Source organism: Streptococcus oralis Uo5 (genome assembly GCF_000253155.1).
In the GTDB taxonomy this organism is placed as follows: Bacteria; Bacillota; Bacilli; order Lactobacillales; family Streptococcaceae; genus Streptococcus; species Streptococcus oralis_L.
This window is the reverse complement of the sequence record NC_015291.1, coordinates 1,244,228-1,259,813: the sequence shown is the minus strand read 5'-3', so window position 1 is coordinate 1,259,813 and position 15,586 is coordinate 1,244,228. Positions and strand designations below refer to the sequence as shown.

Below are 15,586 nucleotides of genomic sequence, written 5' to 3'. Positions count from 1 at the left end.
TCTCTTTTCGTGATACAATAGAAGGAGTGATTTTAGAAAGCGTGAGAAAACATGATCTACTTTGATAATTCGGCGACAACCAAGCCTTATCCTGAAGCTCTAGAGACCTACATGCAGGTTGCTTCAAAAATTGTAGGAAATCCATCTAGTCTCCATCGTTTGGGAGACCAGGCAACACGAATTTTAGATGCTTCCCGGCAGCAAATTGCGGATTTGATTGGGAAGAAAAGTGACGAAATCTTCTTTACCTCTGGTGGAACAGAAGGAGATAACTGGGTCATCAAAGGTGTGGCCTTTGAAAAAGCCCAGTTTGGCAAGCACATCATCGTATCAGCCATTGAACATCCAGCAGTTAAGGAATCAGCCCTCTGGCTGAAAAGTCAAGGTTTTGAGGTGGATTTTGCTCCAGTTGATGAGAAAGGGTTTGTGGATGTTGAGGCTCTAGGAGCTTTGATACGACCTGATACGATCCTTGTCTCCATTATGGCAGTAAATAATGAAATTGGCTCTATCCAGCCTATTGAGGCTATTTCAAAACTGTTAGCAGATAAGCCGACCATTTCTTTCCATGTTGATGCGGTTCAGGCACTTGCTAAGATTCCGACAGAGGAGTATTTGACTGATCGAGTGGATTTCGCGACCTTTTCGAGTCATAAGTTTCATGGTGTCAGAGGTGTTGGATTTGTCTATATCAAGTCTGGTAAGAGGATCATGCCTCTTTTAACAGGTGGTGGTCAAGAGGGAGACTATCGTTCGACAACTGAGAATGTCGCAGGGATTGCCGCGACTGCCAAGGCCCTCCGTTTGTCTATGGAAAAATTAGCTATCTTTGCTAGCAAGACGGGGCAGATGAAGGCAGTCATTCGCCAAGCCCTTCTGGACTATCCAGACATTTTCGTCTTTTCAGATGAGGAAGACTTTGCCCCTCATATCCTGACTTTTGGGATTAAGGGTGTTCGTGGAGAAGTCATCGTTCACGCCTTTGAAGACTATGATATTTTCATTTCCACAACCTCTGCTTGTTCATCCAAGGCAGGAAAACCTGCAGGTACTTTAATTGCCATGGGAGTAGACAAGGATAAGGCCCAGTCAGCTGTGCGTCTAAGCTTAGACCTAGAAAATGACATGAGTCAGGTCGAGCAGTTTTTGACCAAGCTAAAATTAATTTACAACCAAACTAGAAAAGTAAGATAGGAGCATTTATGCAGTATTCAGAAATTATGATTCGCTATGGAGAATTGTCAACCAAGCACAAAAATCGTATGCGTTTCATCAATAAACTTCGTAATAATATTTCGGACGTTTTATCCATCTATCCTCAAGTTAAGGTAACCGCAGATCGCGACCGTGCCCACGCTTACCTCAATGGAGCTGATTATACAGCAGTAGCAGAATCTCTCAAACAAGTCTTTGGGATCCAAAACTTTTCTCCCGTTTATAAAGTTGAAAAGTCTGTAGAAGTTCTTAAATCAGCTGTCCAAGAGATTATGAAAGCTATCTACAAGGAGGGTATGACCTTTAAAATCACTAGTAAGCGAAGCGACCACAACTTCGAATTGGATAGTCGTGAACTCAATCAAACTCTTGGTGGAGCTGTTTTCGAGGCTATTCCAAACGTGCAAGCTCAGATGAAAAATCCAGATATTAATCTTCAGGTTGAGATTCGTGAGGAGGCTGCCTATCTTTCCTATGAAACTTTTCGTGGAGCAGGAGGATTACCTGTGGGAAGTTCTGGTAAAGGCATGCTCATGTTGTCAGGAGGAATTGATTCACCTGTGGCAGGTTATCTAGCTCTTAAACGTGGGGTAGATATTGAGGCGGTTCACTTTGCCAGTCCGCCATACACGAGTCCTGGTGCTCTTAAAAAAGCCCAAGATTTGACCCGCAAATTGACTAAATTTGGGGGCAATATTCAGTTTATCGAGGTTCCTTTCACTGAAATTCAAGAAGAAATCAAGGCTAAGGCGCCAGAAGCCTACCTCATGACCTTGACCCGTCGTTTTATGATGCGCATTACCGACCGTATTCGTGAGATACGAAAAGGTTTAATTATTATCAATGGGGAAAGTCTTGGTCAAGTAGCCAGCCAGACCTTGGAAAGCATGCAGACTATCAACGCTGTGACCAGCACTCCAGTCATTCGTCCCGTGGTTACCATGGACAAGTTGGAAATCATTGACATCGCGCAGGAAATCGATACTTTTGAAATTTCAATCCAGCCTTTTGAAGACTGCTGTACTATTTTTGCGCCTGACCGTCCTAAGACCAATCCTAAGATAGAGAATGCTGAGCAGTATGAAAAACGCATGGATGTTGAAGGATTGGTTGAGCGAGCAGTGGCAGGGATTATGATCACTAAGATCACACCTCAAGCTGAAAAAGATGCTGTCGATGAGTTGATTGACAATCTCCTCTAATCAGAAAATCCAGAAGAATTCTGAAAAATAAATGAAAAAGTTAGTTATTTATCCTTAAAATGGACAATTACTGACTTTTTTTCTATTTTTGTGGTATAATAAGATAAAATTTTGAATATAGAGAGTTTTCTGACAATGAATCATTCCTACTTTTACTTAAAAATGAAAGAACATAAACTCAAGGTTCCTTATACAGGAAAAGAGCGTCGTGTGCGTGTGCTTCTGCCTAAGGACTACGAGAAAGACACCGACCGTTTTTACCCAGTTGTTTACTTTCATGATGGGCAAAATGTCTTTTACAGTAAGGAGTCTTATATTGGACACTCTTGGAAGATTATTCCAGCTATTAAACGAAATCCTGACATCAGTCGCATGATTGTCGTTGCTATAGATAATGACGGCATGGGGCGGATGAATGAATACGCAGCTTGGAAGTTTCAAGAATCTCCTATCCCAGGCCAGCAGTTTGGCGGTAAGGGTGTGGAGTATGCCGAGTTTGTCATGGAGGTGGTCAAGCCTTTTATCGATGAGACCTATCGTACCAAAGCTGATCGCCAGCACACGGCTATGATTGGTTCGTCGCTAGGAGGCAATATCACCCAGTTTATCGGACTAGAGTACCAAGATCGAATTGGTTGTCTAGGTGTCTTCTCATCTGCTAACTGGCTTCACCAAGAATCCTTTAACCGCTATATCGAGCGTAAGAAATTGTCGCCTGAACAGCGCATTTTCATCTATGTAGGAACAGAAGAAGCAGACGATACGGACAAGACCTTGATGGCTGGCAATATTAAACAAGCCTATATCGACTCGTCGCTTCGCTATTACCGTGATTTGATTGCAGGTGGAGTAGGCTTGGATAATCTTGTCTTGAAAGTTCAGTCTGGTGCCATCCATAGTGAGATTCCTTGGTCGGAAAATTTACCAGACTGTCTCCGATTTTTTGCAGAGAAATGGTAAGTTAAGAAAGGAGAAAGCCAATGCATATTGAAAACCTCAGCCACTGGAGTGGCAATCTTAATCGTGAAATGTACCTTAACCGTTATGGGCATGCTGGGATTCCAGTTGTTGTTTTTGCTTCATCTGGTGGAAGTCACAACGAATACTATGATTTTGGCATGATAGATGCCTGTGCTTCCTTTATCGAAGAAGGCCGTGTTCAGTTCTTTACCCTATCCAGTGTGGACAGTGAGAGCTGGTTGGCTACTTGGAAAAATAGTCATGACCAGGCGGAGATGCATCGAGCCTACGAACGCTATGTGATTGAGGAAGCCATTCCTTTTATCAAGCATAAGACAGGTTGGTTTGATGGTATGATGACAACTGGTTGCTCCATGGGAGCCTACCATGCACTCAATTTCTTCCTCCAGCATCCAGATGTCTTTACCAAGGTGATTGCTCTCAGTGGTGTTTACGACGCACGTTTCTTCGTTGGCGATTACTACAATGATGATGCTATTTACCAAAACTCGCCTGTAGATTATATCTGGAATCAAAACGACGGATGGTTTATCGATCGTTACCGTCAGGCAGAAATCGTCGTCTGTACGGGCCTTGGTGCCTGGGAACAAGACGGTCTACCATCTTTCTACAAGCTCAAAGAAGCCTTTGACCAGAAACAAATTCCAGCCTGGTTTGCTGAATGGGGACACGATGTCGCCCACGACTGGGAATGGTGGCGCAAACAAATGCCCTATTTTCTTGGACACCTGTATCTATAAAAGGAGTTGCCTATGAATTACCTTGTTATTTCTCCCTACTATCCGCAAAACTTCCAACAGTTTACAATCGAGCTAGCCAATAAAGGCATCACCGTTTTGGGAATTGGTCAGGAGCCCTACGAACAACTTGATGAACCTTTGCGCAATAGTCTGACTGAGTATTTCCGTGTGGACAATCTTGAGAACATAGACGAAGTCAAACGTGCAGTAGCTTTTCTGTTCTACAAGCATTGCCCAATCGACCGCATCGAATCTCACAATGAATACTGGCTTGAGCTGGACGCAACACTCAGAGAACAATTTAATGTCTTTGGAGCCAAACCCGAAGATCTTAAAAAAACCAAGTTTAAGTCTGAGATGAAGAAACTCTTCCAAAAGGCAGGCGTACCTGTTGTACCAGGCGCTGTTATCCAGACGGAAGCAGATGTGGATAAAGCAGTGAACGAAATCGGTCTACCAATGATTGCCAAACCTGACAATGGAGTGGGAGCGGCAGCAACCTTTAAGCTTGAGACAGAAGACGATGTAAATCACTTTAAGGCTGAATGGGACCATTCAACCGTTTATTTCTTTGAAAAATTTGTCACTTCTAGCGAAATCTGTACCTTTGACGGACTTGTGGACAAGGATGGCAACATCGTCTTTTCAACGACTTTCGATTATGCCCATACACCACTTGATCTCATGATTTATAAGATGGACAATTCCTACTATGTACTCAAGGATATGGATCCCAAACTGCGCAAGTATGGCGAGGCCATTGTCAAGGAATTTGGTATGAAAGAACGCTTTTTCCATATCGAGTTCTTCCGTGATGGGGACGACTACATTGCCATTGAGTACAATAACCGTCCTGCAGGTGGCTTTACCATTGATGTTTATAACTTTGCTCATTCCTTGGACCTCTATCGTGGCTATGCAACTATTGTCGCAGGAGAAGAATTCCCAGAGTCAGAATTTGAACCTCAATACTGTCTAGCTACATCACGTCGTGCCAATGCAAATTATGTCTATTCAGAAGAAGACTTGCTTGCTAAGTACAGCCAGCAATTCAAGGTCAAAAAAATCATGCCAGCAGCCTTTGCAGAGCTACAAGGGGACTACCTTTATATGTTGACCACTCCGAGTCGCCAAGAGATGGAGCAGATGATTGCAGATTTTGGTCAACGTCAAGAATAACGATTAGGATGAAAGGAGTTTGACTTCTTTTGTCCTTTTTTTAAAGATAAGTTAAATAAAGCGTTTTCCATAGATTCTTTTAGAAAAGATATTGCTAAAAGGCCTAAAAATTGATAGAATAGGGATTGTCTAAAAAAATTTAAGGAGAATCTATCAAATGGATTTTACATGGGCTATTAAATATGCCACAGAATTCTTGGGAACTGCTATTTTGATCATTCTTGGTAATGGTGCAGTTGCTAACGTTGAACTTAAAGGTACGAAAGGTCACCAAAGTGGCTGGCTCGTTATCGCGGTTGGTTATGGTATGGGGGTTATGATCCCAGCCTTGATGTTTGGTAATGTATCTGGTAACCACATCAACCCAGCTTTCACTCTTGGACTTGCTGTTAGTGGACTTTTCTCTTGGGAGCAAGTACCATATTACATCCTAGCACAAGTTTTGGGAGCAATCTTCGGTCAAGCTTTGGTTGTAGCGACTCACCGTCCTTACTACTTGAAAACAGAAAACCCAAACAACATCTTGGGTACCTTCTCAACGATTTCAAGCATCGACCACGGTACAAAAGAATCACGTTTTGCAGCTACTGTTAACGGCTTCCTCAATGAGTTTGTAGGTTCATTTGTTCTTTTCTTTGCAGCACTTGGTTTGACTAAAAACTTCTTTGGAGCTGAGGTTCTTCAATACATGAAACAAATGGCTACTCAAGCTGGACAAACTGTTGATTTAAGTGAATTGGCAGTGAAAGCTCAAGTAGCTCCACATACAGCTGCTGGGATCTCAGTTGCGCACTTGGCACTTGGTTTCCTAGTGATGGCCTTGGTAACTTCACTTGGTGGACCTACTGGACCTGCTTTGAACCCAGCTCGTGACTTCGGACCACGTCTTCTTCACGAACTCCTTCCAAAATCAGTTCTTGGTCAACACAAGGGTGATTCAAAATGGTGGTATGCATGGGTTCCAGTTGTAGCTCCAATTGCAGCGGGTATTGCAGCAGTAGCACTATTCAAACTACTTTATCTATAAGAAATGAAACTGGGGAATCCCAGTTTTTTTCTTGTAAAATTTCTAAATAAAATAGATATGGCTTGTAAAATATTCGAAAATCCTTTAAAATAAAAGAGTTGGAGGAATTTATGAATGTGAATGAGATTGTTCGGATCGTTCCGACTTTGAAAGTTAATAATCGAAAATTAAATGAAAGATTTTACATTGAAACCCTGGGTATGAAACCTTTGCTGGAAGAGTCTGCCTTTCTTTCATTAGGCGACCAGACAGGTACGGAGAGATTGATTTTAGAAGAGGCTCCAAGCATGCGAACACGCAGAGTTGAAGGACTTAAGAAGCTAGCTAGACTCTTGATAAAGGTTGAAAATCCTTCTGAAATCGAGGCCCTTCTTTCTCAGATGAAGTCTCTTCCTCGCTTGTTTAAAGGAAACAGAGGGTACGCTTTTGAGATTGTTTCTCCTGAAGAGGATGTGATCCTTGTTCATGCGGAAAATGATGTTAGAGATTTGGTTCCACTGGAAACCGTTCCTGAATTTTATTCAAATACAAGTATAAAATACTTGAGCCAATTTGAGGTTTCTATGGAGTTGCGTTTGCCTGAGGGGACAGAGAGCTTACTTGATCCTGAAGGAGTAGCGCAAGTAATCACTTTTACTAAAGGGCAAGGAGCAGATTTGGTTGTTGAAAACAATGTCACTTGGGACCTGACGATGTTAAAATTTTTAGTAAGAAATTTTGATCTAACCAGCCTTCGTCAGAAATTTGAAAAGCCAGGCTACTTTGTCCCTAAGTCTGAAAAATTCTTCCTTGGTAAGGATACCAATAACATTGAATTGTGGTTTGAAGAAGCATGAAGTTGGAAAAAATTCTAAGAAAAATAGAAAATCAAATCGAGGCAGGGATTTATCCCGGGGCCTCTTTTGCGTATTATAAGGATGGTGAATGGAAAGAGTCTTATCTAGGATTGAGTGATCCAGAACGAGGCTTGAAGACAGAGGCCGGTTTGGTTTATGATTTGGCAAGTGTGAGTAAGGTCGTGGGAGTGGGGACGGTTTTTACCTTCTTGTGGCGGCAGGGCAAATTCGATATTGATCGACCGGTAACGGATTTTTTACCGGAGTGTGATTATCCTGATATCACTATACGGCAACTTCTGACCCATGCCACAGACTTAGACCCCTTCATTCCCAATCGTGACAAGTTAAGTGCAGAGGAATTGAGAGAAGCCATGTTTCACCTCAATAGACGAAATCAGCCTGCTTTTCTATACTCAGATGTTCACTTTTTACTCTTGGGCTTTGTTTTGGAAAAAATCTTTAACCAAGACCTAGATCAGATTATAGAAGAACAAGTTTTGGAACCATGGGGGATGAAGGAAACGATGTTTGGTCCCGTTGAGGCTGCTGTACCAACAGTGAGAGGAGCAGAGGCCGGAATCATTCACGATCCCAAAGCCCGACTATTAGGGAAACACGCTGGAAGTGCTGGTTTGTTTTCGACAGTTAAGGATTTGCAGATCTTTCTGGGACGTTACTTGAAAGATGAGTTTGCTGCAGAATTGAGCCGAAATTTTTCTCCCTTAGATGATAAGGAGCGTTCTCTATCCTGGAATCTGGAAGGGGCTTGGCTCGACCATACGGGCTATACGGGTACCTTTATCATGTGGAATCGCGAGAAACAGGAAGCGGCTATCTTTTTATCCAATCGAACGTATGAGAAGGATGAGCGTGCACAGTGGATACTCGATCGAAACCAAGTCATGGAAATGATTCGTCAAGAGGAGTAGGGAGAAGCATGTCAAAAACCGTAAAAGGAACTCTGTATACAGTAGTGGCAGGGATTGCTTGGGGCTTGTCTGGAACCAGTGGCCAATACCTGATGGCACACGGGATTTCTGCTCTAGTCTTGACCAATCTGCGGCTTATCATTGCAGGTTTGGCACTGGTAGTCTTATCCTATATGACTGCAAAGGATAAACTCTATGCTTTTTTTAAAGACAGAAAAAGCCTTTTATCTCTGCTGTTGTTTGCCTTGTTTGGACTATTCTTAAACCAGTTTGCCTATCTTTCTGCCATTCAGGAAACCAATGCTGGCACGGCAACAGTTCTCCAGTATGTATGCCCAGTTGGGATCTTGGTTTATACTTGTATCAAGGACAAGGTGGCGCCTACTCTGGCTGAGATTATTTCAATTGGTTTAGCAATTGGAGGAACGTTTCTTATCGCGACGCATGGGGAACTTGACCAGTTGTCTGTCACACCTGCTGGTCTTTTCTGGGGCCTCTTTTCAGCCTTGACCTATGCCCTCTATATTATTCTTCCCATTGCTTTGATTAAGAAGTGGGGCAGTATTTTGGTGATTGGTGTCGGGATGGTTATTTCTGGTGTAGTGGCTATTCCCTTCACAGGAGTCTTACAGGCCAGCATACCGACTAGTCTAGATTTTCTCTTTGCATTTGCTGGGATTATCATCATCGGAACGGTCTTTGCCTATACAGCTTTCCTAAAAGGAGCTAGTCTGATAGGCCCTGTTAAGTCTAGTTTATTGGCTTCCATAGAGCCAATTTCTGCCGTTTTCTTTGCCTTTCTGATTATGAAGGAACAGTTTTATGCGATTGATTTTGTCGGTATGGCCATGATTTTACTAGCCGTGACCATTATTTCATTGAAAGATTTACTGTTGGAAATAAAGAGTAAGTAATTAAAAAATCCACTCAATCGAGTGGATTTTGTGTGTATAGATGATTAGTCTTTATTTTCGTGTGGCAAAATCAAGTTTAAGATAATTCCTGTCATGGCTGATAAAGCAGTACCTGAAAGTGTAACTGGGCCAAGTTTGAGGATGGCTCCACCAAGTCCAAGTACCAACATGGCACTGGCAATGATGAGGTTACGCATTTGGCTGAAGTCAACGCGTTCTTTTATCAAAACTTTTAGACCGTTGCTGGCGATAACTCCGTAGAGAAGGATGGACATGCCACCAAGAACAGCATTTGGAATGGTTGAAATCAAGGCAGTGAATTTACCTAGGAAGCTAAGAGCAATGGCGATGAAGGCCGCGTTACGGATAACAGAGACAGAAGCGATACGAGTCATCCCGATAACCCCTGTATTCTCGCCGTAAGTCGTATTAGCTGGTCCACCGAGGAAGGCTGATACAGATGTCGCGATACCGTCACCGAGAAGCGTACGGTGAAGTCCTGGTTCTTTCAGGAATTGACGGCCACAGATTTGGCTCAAAACTGTGTGGTCTCCAATGTGTTCAGAAATTGTTACGATAGCGATAGGCAAGATAGCAATTGTTTCAGGACCGAAGTATAAGTTGTACTCTTTAAAGGCTCCACCTGTACTAAATGGCAAGTAGAAACCAGGAATTTCAAACCAGTTGGCTTGAAGGACTGGGGTAAAGTCAACCAAACCAAGAAGCATTGCGAAAATGTACCCACCGATGATGGCAAAGAGGAAAGGAATGATACGAAGGAAACCTTTTCCTTTTGTATTGATAAAGGCGGCAATCAAGAATGTAACAACGGCTACAAGAGCGTTCTTCCAGTTTCCGTCTGCTACAAGTCCAGCATTCGTTACAGCAGAACCAGCAAGACCAAGACCGATAACGATAATCATAGGTCCGATAATGATTGGTGGCAAGAGTTTGTCAATCCATTTCGTACCTGCAAAACGAACACTTGTCGCTACAAGAACATAGACTAAACCAGTCAGGATAACCCCAGTTTGAGCAGCAGATACATCGCCTCCCATTTCTTTCATGGCTAGAGACATAGCTGTGATAAAGGCGAATGAAGAACCTAGATAAACTGGAACCTTAAAGCCAGTAGAAATCATGTAGATAAGTGTTCCAATACCGGAAGCAAAGAGAGCAACCGATACGGGCATTCCCAAAATTAAGGGAACGAGAATGGTTGCACCAAACATGGCAAATACGTGCTGGAAGCTTAGAAGAATACCTTTACCAGCAGAAGGACGTTGATCAACGTCTAGTAACAAGTCAACAGTTGATTCCTGTTTCATAAAAACCTCACTTTTGGGCACCAAAAAAGAGCCCATTATTTTGCAGCAATAGGCCCTCAGAGTAAGACTTTTTAAAAAATAGCTATCTTTTAAAAATTTATATAAATCTGCGCCTTCGTCACCTCACAGGATGACATTAAAAACCTTTGCTTGTGATAGTATAGCAGAAAAAATTCGTTTTGTAAACGAATTTTTCCCGATCCGAGAAACAAAAAAGCGAGGCAGATTTTGTAAATCATTTTTTCCCGAGCCCAGAAATGCGAGAGCGAGGTTGGTTTTGTAAACGAATTTTTCCCGAGCCGAGAAATGCGAGAGCGAGGCAGATTTGTAAATAATTTTTTTACTAAAAAAATTAAAGTGGGTGTTTGTTTGGCATGCCAGCTTTTCTTGGGTACTTGTTAGGTGTTTCTTTTTTCTTTTCGACGACTGTGATGTAGCGCGGATCTCCATTTGGCAGGGCATAGCTGAGGTTGTCCTCTACCTTGCTAAAGAGGAGGTTGAGAGCGTTCTTGGCTTCCAGCAATTCCTCAGGGGCATTGCTGGCCTTAAGTGCCAAGAGTTTTCCGCCAACTTTAAGATAGGGGATGGTCAACTCAGATAAGATCTGCATACGGGCAACCGCACGAGCCGTCACCATATCAAACTGAGCACGGAATTTCTTGTCTTGGGCAAAGTCTTCTGCCCGTCCATGGTAGAAGTGAACACCATCCAAATCCAGCTCCTGAGCCAAAAGCTGAAGGAAGTTGATGCGCTTATTGAGTGAATCAATGATGGTCACATCTAACTGAGGATAGAGGATTTTCATGGGCAGACTAGGAAATCCTGCCCCCGCTCCGATATCAAGAAGTTTGATAGTTTCATTTGAAATCAAGCCTTGCAGAATAGGTGCAATCGAATCATAAAAGTGTTTAAGGTAGACTTCTTCTTTGTCTGTAATAGCGGTCAAATTAATCCTCTCATTCCACTCGACCAAGAGTTCAAAATACCGTTCAAATTGGTTCTTTTGCTGGTCCGAAAGTGGAAGATTTTGCTCAGCTAGTAGGCTGTAAAATGTTTCTGGTTTCATAGTAGTTTCCTTCTCTAGTATCATCTTATTTTACCATATTCGTTAAAATTTTGATATACTGGTAGTAATCTAAAAGCAGAAAGGAATAAGATTATGACTTGGATTATTCTTGGAGTTTTGGCTCTGATTGTTATTTTTGTGATTGTTAGCTATAACGGTTTGGTTAAAAATCGTATGCAGACCAAGGAGGCTTGGAGCCAGATAGATGTTCAGTTGAAGCGTCGTAATGATCTCCTCCCAAACTTGATTGAAACAGTCAAAGGCTATGCGAAATATGAAGGTTCTACCTTGGAAAAAGTAACAGAACTTCGTAGACAAGTAGCTGCAGCAACTTCACCGGCAGAAGCTATGAAGGCCAGTGATGCCCTTACCCGCCAGATTTCTGGTATCTTTGCAGTAGCAGAGAATTACCCAGACTTGAAAGCTAGTGCTAACTTTATCAAATTGCAAGAAGAGTTGACCAATACAGAAAATAAAATTTCTTACTCTCGCCAACTCTACAACAGTGTTGTCAGCAACTACAATGTAAAACTTGAAAGTTTCCCAAGCAACATCATCGCAGGACTATTTGGCTTTAAAGCTGCAGACTTCCTTCAAACACCTGAAGAGGAAAAGGCAGTTCCTAAAGTTGACTTTAGCGGTTTAGGTGACTAAGATGTTGTTTGATCAAATTGCGAGCAATAAACGAAAAACTTGGATTTTGTTGCTGGTTTTCTTCCTACTCTTGGCCTTGGTTGGTTATGCGGTTGGCTATCTCTTTATGCGTTCAGGTCTTGGTGGCGTGATTATTGCCTTGATTATTGGTCTTATCTACGCTCTGACCATGATCTTTCAATCGACAGAGATTGTCATGTCTATGAATGGGGCGCGTGAGGTTGATGAGCAAACAGCACCAGACCTCTACCATGTAGTAGAAGATATGGCCATGGTCGCTCAGATTCCCATGCCGCGTGTTTTCATCATTGAGGATTCTTCTTTAAATGCCTTTGCAACAGGTTCGAATCCGCAGAATGCCGCAGTAGCAGCAACGTCGGCTCTCTTAGCTATCATGAATCGCGAGGAGCTAGAAGCTGTTATGGGTCATGAAGTCAGCCATATCCGAAACTACGATATTCGCATTTCGACCATTGCTGTCGCCCTTGCCAGTGCCATTACCCTTCTGTCTAGTATGGCAGGACGGATGATGTGGTGGGGAGGCGCAGGTCGCAGACGGAGTGATAATGATCGTGATGGAAATGGTTTGGAGATTATCATGCTTGTTATCTCTCTCTTAGCCATTGTTCTAGCACCTCTCGCAGCAACCTTGGTGCAACTAGCCATTTCCCGTCAGAGGGAATTTTTGGCGGATGCATCCAGTGTGGAGCTGACTCGCAATCCTCAAGGGATGATCAATGCCTTGCGTAAGTTGGAGAATAGCGAGCCGATGCATCAACATGTTGACGATGCCAGTAGCGCTCTTTATATCAATGATCCCAAGAAAGGTGGGGGACTACAAAAACTCTTTTATACCCACCCACCTATCTCAGAACGAATCGAACGCTTGAAACACATGTAAAAAAATCCAGAGGTCGTCTCTGGATTTTTGCTTTTAGTATCTCGCTTTTAACTTGTTATCTCACCAAAAAATAGTATAATATATGTAATTCTATATAATTGAGGTGAATGATGTATAAGCGCTGGATGACGTTTTTCTTGATTTTGATTTTTCTGCCAATTCATTTGAGTATAGCAGAGAAAATCATGCGAACAAATTCATTAACGCTATCAATCCTTTTTACACTTGTTGAACTTGCATTATTTTTATATGTAGGAAAAAAGTATGACTTGTTTCACATTCGGAAAATCTGCCTAAAAGATATTTTAAAATGTTTTCTTTCATACGCCTTGCTTTTCCTATTTTATATTTTGGTCAATTTTTTAGGCCCTACCCAATCAGACACAACTCAAGCTGTGCAAAGTTTATCACTTTCATGGTCTGTACTTTTTGTGGATCTCTGTGTTTTGGCACCTGTCACGGAAGAAATCTTTATGCGAGGTATGTTACAGGGGATAGTATTTAAGAATACATATTTTGGCTTGTTTGTTACATCGCTTCTTTTTGCTTATCTGCATGGTCCCTATACTATTCCTAGCTTTATCACCTATTTAGGTATGGGATTTGCATTTGGGATAAGGTATAAGACTTCTGACAACCTATGGAATTCCATTCTTTTGCATGTCCTCAATAATCTGGTTGCGTTTTGCTTTTTGTATATGAGATAATACTGCATTAGAATGTCGACGATGCTAGCAGCGCACTTTATGTCAATGATCCTAAGAAAGGTGGGGGACTTCAAAAACTCTTTTATACTCACCCACCTATTTCAGAACGAATCGAACGCCTGAAACACATATAAAAAAATCCAGAGAAACTTCTCTGGATTTTTTGCCATGTTCAACATTTATAAATCTTGTAAATCAACAACTTCCAAACCATTTTCTGTTAAACGATAGATACTCGTACAGACCTCTTTTAAGAAGCGTCTGTCATGCGAAACAGTGATCAGACCGCCGGGATAGGAGGCAAAGAGTTTTCTAATTTCGGGTTGAGAAGTGGGAGAAAAGTTTCGTGTGGGCTCATCTAGAAGGAGAAAGTTTGGTTTACGCAACACTAAATCCAAAAGCAGGAGTTTACCTTGTTGCCCGCCAGATAGGGAGCGTATTTGGTGGTGCATCTCTGGATAGCTGAAATTGAGACTGGCTAGGTGAGATTGGATTTTCTGTAGTTCCTCTTTTCGTCCAGTTTGACTGAGGTAGGCTATTGGAGATAAATCCAATTGCAGTTTTTTATGGTAATCTTGTGGCATGAAACCAAGCGAAATCTCTCTTTTGGCGCTGAGCAGTTGTTGAAACTTGGCTAACAGAGTTGATTTCCCAACACCATTTGGCCCGATGATACCGATTTTATCTTGGCCACGGACAGTTAGTTGTAACCCCTGAGCTAAAACGCGCTCTCTAATGGACAAATTTTCTTTTTCCAGTTGGATTAATACTTTAGAAGCCGGCAATGGTTGTATATCTGAGAAGAAAAGTTGGATTTGCTCCTCTTCAAGTGGCTTTTGGATCATGGACTGGGCTTCCTTTTCAAAGCGTTTTTCTTGAGAGAGTACATTTTTCATCTTTTTAGCAAATAGGCGCCCAACAGTACTGTTTCTGGTAGCTCGAAGAGCAGTTTCTACATTTTGTTTGACTCGGCGATGCTTTTCCATGGTTTTGTCATAGGCTCTTTGGTCATTAGCAGCTTGCTGACTTTGTCTGGCAAAACTAGCCTTTCTCTGGTCACTATAGCGATCGTAGTCTAAATGCTCTACTAGCGTTTCCGCTTCTTTCCGGTGCTTGACCAGTCGCAAGTGAACAATAGTATCTGCTGTCTGAGAAAGAAAGTCTTCATCGTGGGAAATGAAAATAACTGTTTGCTTCATCTTCTGTATCTGACTTTTTAGCCAATCAACTGTCTCAAGGTCTAAGTCATTTGAAGGCTCATCTAAAAATAGAATCTCAAAAGGCTTTGCTAACTCGTGGATGAGCTGAATTTTCAAAGCTTCGCCCCCTGATAGACTGCCAATTTCTTGATCGCTAGCAAAACGGTCGCTATCAAAGTGCAACTCCTCCGCCAAACGATAAAGAATACTGTAGTCTAAATCAGCAGAATCCAAAAAGAAGTAATCGTGTAGAGTTCTATTTTTTAGCTCCTCAGGTAACTTTTGAGGAATGTATGCCATTGATTGAAGGTCAGACTGTATGTCGCCCTTGATAGTAAAATCAGGCAATGCTTCCCCCATTAAAGCTCGTAGTAAAGTCGATTTACCATTTCCTTCTTCACCAATAATAGCAACCTTTTCCCCGTCTTGGATAGTCATGGTTAGGTCAGATACAAGATCTCGTAGATCTTTGTTTTGAGTGATGGTCAGATGATTGATTTTTATCATATTGTTGCCCTTTCTAGAATGTCCATAGTGCATAACAAAAAGCTCTACTTTACCTAGTAGAGCCCAAAGTCACTGTCAAAACTCTATTATCCTCGTTGAAAAACTCGTCAAACTAGCTTGGAGCTGCCTAACCCAAGAGGGGCAGATGATTTGCTTTCTAGTTTTTTGATTTTCAATGGGGACAAGATACTAGAAAAT

General features: G+C 42.1%; 15 protein-coding genes and 1 pseudogene. 13 read left to right on the top strand and 3 right to left on the bottom strand.

The window, feature by feature from the left end:
• Nucleotides 1-51 precede the first annotated feature (51 nt).
• From SOR_RS06365 to SOR_RS06325, 9 genes are all read left to right on the top strand, one after another.
• The gene (locus SOR_RS06365) at nt 52-1,194 is read left to right on the top strand and encodes a cysteine desulfurase family protein (RefSeq protein ID WP_000638933.1); all 1,143 of its coding nucleotides are present in this window, start codon (nt 52-54) and stop codon (nt 1,192-1,194) included.
• 8 nt (nt 1,195-1,202) lie between these two features.
• Nucleotides 1,203-2,417 carry a tRNA uracil 4-sulfurtransferase ThiI gene (thiI, locus tag SOR_RS06360; RefSeq protein ID WP_001200093.1) on the top strand — a complete coding sequence of 405 codons (1,215 nt, stop codon included), beginning with the start codon at nt 1,203-1,205 and terminating at the stop codon, nt 2,415-2,417.
• A 135-nt stretch (nt 2,418-2,552) separates the two neighbouring features.
• Nucleotides 2,553-3,377 carry an alpha/beta hydrolase gene (locus tag SOR_RS06355; RefSeq protein ID WP_001016820.1) on the top strand — a complete coding sequence of 275 codons (825 nt, stop codon included), beginning with the start codon at nt 2,553-2,555 and terminating at the stop codon, nt 3,375-3,377.
• 20 nt (nt 3,378-3,397) lie between these two features.
• Entirely contained in the window at nt 3,398-4,138 is a 741-nt protein-coding gene (locus SOR_RS06350) for an esterase family protein (protein ID WP_000546818.1), read from the top strand.
• Nucleotides 4,139-4,150: 12 nt separating this feature from the next.
• On the top strand, nt 4,151-5,317 hold the full coding sequence (locus tag SOR_RS06345) for an ATP-grasp domain-containing protein (RefSeq protein ID WP_001108606.1): 1,167 nt from the start codon (nt 4,151-4,153) through the stop codon (nt 5,315-5,317).
• Nucleotides 5,318-5,474: 157 nt separating this feature from the next.
• Nucleotides 5,475-6,344, top strand: coding sequence for an aquaglyceroporin Gla (gene gla, locus SOR_RS06340; RefSeq protein WP_000348115.1), 870 nt, complete (start codon nt 5,475-5,477; stop codon nt 6,342-6,344).
• Nucleotides 6,345-6,454: 110 nt separating this feature from the next.
• Nucleotides 6,455-7,180, top strand: a complete 726-nt coding sequence (locus tag SOR_RS06335) for a CppA N-terminal domain-containing protein (protein ID WP_001102081.1) — start codon at nt 6,455-6,457, stop codon at nt 7,178-7,180.
• Nucleotides 7,177-8,112, top strand: a complete 936-nt coding sequence (locus SOR_RS06330) for a serine hydrolase domain-containing protein (protein WP_000764156.1) — start codon at nt 7,177-7,179, stop codon at nt 8,110-8,112. The genes SOR_RS06335 and SOR_RS06330 overlap by 4 nt, the downstream gene beginning before the upstream one ends.
• Nucleotides 8,113-8,120: 8 nt before the next feature.
• The gene (locus tag SOR_RS06325) at nt 8,121-9,026 is read left to right on the top strand and encodes a DMT family transporter (RefSeq protein WP_000048006.1); all 906 of its coding nucleotides are present in this window, start codon (nt 8,121-8,123) and stop codon (nt 9,024-9,026) included.
• A 44-nt stretch (nt 9,027-9,070) separates the two neighbouring features.
• On the opposite strand, the gene SOR_RS06320 is transcribed toward SOR_RS06325, so the two are convergent.
• Both SOR_RS06320 and rsmG read right to left on the bottom strand, forming a co-directional pair.
• Nucleotides 9,071-10,354, bottom strand: a complete 1,284-nt coding sequence (locus tag SOR_RS06320) for a uracil-xanthine permease family protein (RefSeq protein WP_000808283.1) — start codon at nt 10,352-10,354, stop codon at nt 9,071-9,073.
• A 352-nt stretch (nt 10,355-10,706) separates the two neighbouring features.
• Nucleotides 10,707-11,420: a 16S rRNA (guanine(527)-N(7))-methyltransferase RsmG gene (gene rsmG, locus SOR_RS06315; RefSeq protein ID WP_000801956.1), complete on the bottom strand. Its 714-nt coding sequence runs from the start codon at nt 11,418-11,420 to the stop codon at nt 10,707-10,709.
• A gap of 93 nt (nt 11,421-11,513) precedes the next feature.
• Between rsmG and SOR_RS06310 the strand changes: the two genes are divergently transcribed.
• The 4 genes and pseudogenes from SOR_RS06310 to SOR_RS09970 form a co-directional block, all read left to right on the top strand.
• On the top strand, nt 11,514-12,074 hold the full coding sequence (locus SOR_RS06310; protein WP_000219838.1) for a LemA family protein: 561 nt from the start codon (nt 11,514-11,516) through the stop codon (nt 12,072-12,074).
• Nucleotide 12,075: 1 nt separating this feature from the next.
• Nucleotides 12,076-12,975, top strand: a complete 900-nt coding sequence (htpX, locus tag SOR_RS06305) for a zinc metalloprotease HtpX (protein WP_000895759.1) — start codon at nt 12,076-12,078, stop codon at nt 12,973-12,975.
• 107 nt (nt 12,976-13,082) lie between these two features.
• On the top strand, nt 13,083-13,682 hold the full coding sequence (locus SOR_RS06300) for a CPBP family intramembrane glutamic endopeptidase (RefSeq protein WP_232501612.1): 600 nt from the start codon (nt 13,083-13,085) through the stop codon (nt 13,680-13,682).
• A gap of 11 nt (nt 13,683-13,693) precedes the next feature.
• Nucleotides 13,694-13,816 (top strand): annotated as a pseudogene (locus SOR_RS09970) (zinc metalloprotease HtpX); the annotation flags it as partial.
• 45 nt (nt 13,817-13,861) lie between these two features.
• Here SOR_RS09970 and SOR_RS06295 read toward each other — a convergent pair.
• A complete protein-coding gene (locus SOR_RS06295; protein WP_013670250.1) occupies nt 13,862-15,421 on the bottom strand; it encodes an ATP-binding cassette domain-containing protein in 1,560 nt (519 codons plus the stop codon).
• Between the last annotated feature and the right edge of the window lie 165 nt (nt 15,422-15,586).